This is a genomic window from Microbacterium sp., from assembly GCF_011620665.1.
Lineage (GTDB): Bacteria > Actinomycetota > Actinomycetes > Actinomycetales > Microbacteriaceae > Microbacterium.
In genome coordinates, this window is record NZ_WOYQ01000019.1 from 1 (window position 1) to 3,326 (window position 3,326).

2 protein-coding genes are annotated in these 3,326 nt (G+C 70.9%); one reads left to right on the forward strand and one right to left on the reverse strand.

The genetic code is table 11. From position 1 onward, the window contains the following. On the forward strand, positions 1 to 1,695 hold a 1,695-nt coding region (locus QZV81_RS02810), incomplete at its 5' end, for an ABC transporter permease (protein ID WP_292832167.1). Between the two features lie 370 nt (positions 1,696 to 2,065). Here QZV81_RS02810 and QZV81_RS02815 read toward each other — a convergent pair. Further along, the gene (locus QZV81_RS02815; protein WP_292832170.1) at positions 2,066 to 3,172 is read right to left on the reverse strand and encodes a S8 family serine peptidase; all 1,107 of its coding nucleotides are present in this window, start codon (positions 3,170 to 3,172) and stop codon (positions 2,066 to 2,068) included. Positions 3,173 to 3,326 lie beyond the last annotated feature (154 nt).

Genomic DNA, 3,326 nt, shown 5'->3' on the forward strand with positions numbered 1-3,326 from the left:
TTCGGCGACGAGTCGAACGCCTGGGGCGTGGACGCGATCGATCCGCGCAGCTTCTCCCAGGTCTTCAGCACGCCGGAGAACCTGATCGAGGGGGAGTACCTTGACCCCTCCGACGAGAACGGGATCCTGCTCGGCATCGACATCGCGGGGGCCGATCGGCCGGAACTGAGAGCGTACTCGACCTCGCTCAAATCGGTGCACGCCGGCGATGAGGTGGTGGTCACCATGATCGGCGGGAGCGTGGCGACCTTCACGGTGCGCGGCATCTACCAGAACAACTTCGCGCTGAGCGACCAGAGCGCCTTCATCACCATCGTCGCCGCGGACGCCCTGGCGCCCACAGTGGACTACTCGGCCGGCGTCCGAGACATGTATGACGCCTTCGATGACATCGCCGGCTCCCTGGACGCGGCGGCCGACCAGGCGGCCGCCCTGGCCGACGCGTCAACGGCCCTCGCGAGCGGATCCGGCCAACTCTCCGCCAGCGCGGCCGCCCTCGCCTCCGGTGCCGGTGGGGTCGATTCCGCCGCCTCCTCGCTCGCCTCGGCGGCGAGCGAGCTGGACGAGGCAGGCCGACTGCTCGCCAGCGGTGCGTCGGGTTTGGCCGACTCGCTCTCGGGGCTCTCCGATCAGCTGGCCGGGGCCGTCACCTCCGCCGCTGAGAGCACGGCCACCGGCGCCGCGGCCGCCGCCACCGGTGCCGCCGCAATCGCGGGAAGCTGCCCGCCGACCGCTGATCCGGCGTTCTGCGCCGAACTCGATGCGAGCGCGGCATCCACCGCCGCGACGGCCGCCTCGGCGCAGACCACGGTGGGACTGGTGCACGCGGCGTCCGCAGCCGCCGCAGCCGCCGCGACATCCGCCTCCTCGCTCGCCGCCAGGGCCGCCGAGGTCTCCGGGCGCATCGGTCAGCTGGCCGCCTCGGCCGCCGAGCTCTCCGCCGGCGCCGGTTCGGTCTCGGACGCCTCGGCGGCCCTTGCCGCCTCGGCGGCGACTGCGGCGACCGGGGCGGATAGCCTCTCCCAGTCGGCAACGCAATTGGCCGCCGGGCTCCGTGCGGGGGCCGACAGCGTGCCGGAGACCGACGAGGCCGAACGCGACGCCCTGCTCGAGCTGCTCGACAATGCCGACAGCGCACCAGGTGCGGACAGCGCCACCCGGGTCGTTGTCAAGGCCGAGCCCGGGGTGGTGGCGGCGGCGCTCGTCGCCGACCTTGAGCCGATTCGCGCCGATGTTGAGTTTCAGACGCCGGAGCAGCTCGCCGCCGCAATTCAAGACCAGGTGGAGACCTTCGATCTCGTCAACCAGATCATGCGGGTCATCTCGCTCCTGGTGGCGGCGATCACGGTGTTCATCATCACCTATGTCGACCTCACCAACCGGCGGCGTCAGATCGGCATCGAGCGCGCGATCGGCATCCGCTCCGGCGCGATCGTCGGCAGCTACGTGCTGAAGTCGATGTTCACGGCGGCGATCGGAACGGGATTGGGGGCGCTTCTGTTCCGCTTCGCGATCGTGCCGCTGGTCGATCGCTTCCCCTTCACCTTCCCGAACGGACCGGTGACCCTCGAGACGGACGTCGCGACGACCGTGCAGACCTCGGTCATCCTGCTGGTGGTCGCCGCCATCTCCGCGACCCTCCCGGCCATCCACACGGTGCGCATGAAGATTCTCGACGCGATCTGGGGTACCTGAGCTCACCGAGCCGGCACTCGTCCGCGTGGGCGGGTGGCATGCGCGGTGGCGACGAGAAGCGGTCAGCAGGTCGACGGAAGCGGATGTCGCGGTGATGCGGTCACACCCGCCGCCGATCGTGCCCGGTGAGACTCCTTGGTGGGTCAGGGGTTGACGGTGGACGCGCTTACGCCGTTTTCGGACGCTTCGCCCAGGTCATTGTCGTCGTCCCGCACAGCGCGCACTCATGGTCGTTTTCGACAACCACAGCGCCGCAGCGCAGATCCGACGCTCCCATTCTGTTCAAGCGGCGATTTGGAGATCTTGCCTGGGTGAGTGTCGGTCCGAGGCGCGTGCGGGTCGGTCTCAGGTCAGCGGTGTTCTGTCCAGGTCACGGTGTTCTCGTTCCGTCGCGGTGGCGGGTGACGGCGATCGTCACGGTGATCGCAATGACCACGAGAGTTCCGCCCGCGATGGTGAGCAGCCACGGGAATTCGGGGGCGTTCGCGGCGGGGTCGGTGGCGACCGCGCCCGTGGGGGTCGGCGGGGAAGCGGTGGCCGGCGAGGCGACGGGCGTCTCTCCGGATGCCGCGGTCACGGAGGTGACGGCACCACGGGCATCGATGATCCCGGCGCCGAGCCGGGGGTCGCCGGTCGTGTTCACGGCGGTGCCGGTGACGGCCGTCCGGGTCTGGGTGGGGGTGAGCCCGATGGCGGCGAGCAGGGCGGCTTCGGCGCTGACGAACGGGGCGGCCATGGAGGTGCCGGACAGGGTTGCATACCCGTCGGTCCCTTGCGGGAACATGATGCTCGGGGTGGTGAGTGCGGTGGAGCGGATGTCGACGCCGGGCGCGGCGACGGCGCGGGAGTCGCCGACGTTGGTGAAGGGTGCGGGCTGCCCGGCGGGGTCGGTGGCGACCACGACGACCGCGTCGACGCCCGCGCGGAACAGCTGCTCGTATTGGGCATCGTTGCCGGCGGCGACGACGACGGTGGCCTGGGTGGACACGGCGCGGATGGCGAGGGCGACGGGGCCGCCCTTGCGGAACCGATCGGCCGGTCCGGCGTCTCCGATGGAGAGGTTGATCACGTCGGCGCCGTGTTCGGCCGCCCACAGGATGCCCTGCGCGACGGTGTCGTTGCTGCCCGCGCCACTATCGTCGAGGACTCGCACGGGCATGATCGTCGCCTGCGGCGCCCCGCCCGGGGTCTGCGAGTCGGCGGCGGCGGCGACGATCCCGGCGACGTGGGTGCCGTGCCCGTTGCCATCGGCGGGATCGTTGTCGCCGTCGACGAAGTCCCAGCCTTCGGTGATCCTGCCGGAGAACGCCGGGTGGGCCGCATCGATGCCGGTGTCGACCACCGCGACGACCGCGCCCGCGCCGGTGTGCCCCTCGGCGCCGAGCCCGCCGAAGCCGGCCAGCTCGAGCGCATCGCTGGGGACGATGCTCGTGAACAGCGTCACGGTGAGCAGGGCGCCGAGGATCCCGTGTCCCATCATCACGCGCCCTGGAGGAGCTCGATGATGAAGGTGCGGGTGCCGCCGTCCTGGAACGCCTGCTCAAGTTCGGCGAGTCTGGCCTGCACGTCGGAGCCATACTCGCCGGCCTCGGCGTTCTCCCGGATCTGCTGCCGCAGCTCGGGCCGATCCT

Coding starts and splice junctions, on each gene's coding strand:
- QZV81_RS02815 (WP_292832170.1), bottom strand. CDS start 3,172: ATGGGACACGGGATCCTCGGCGCCCTGCTCACCGTGACGCTGTTCACG.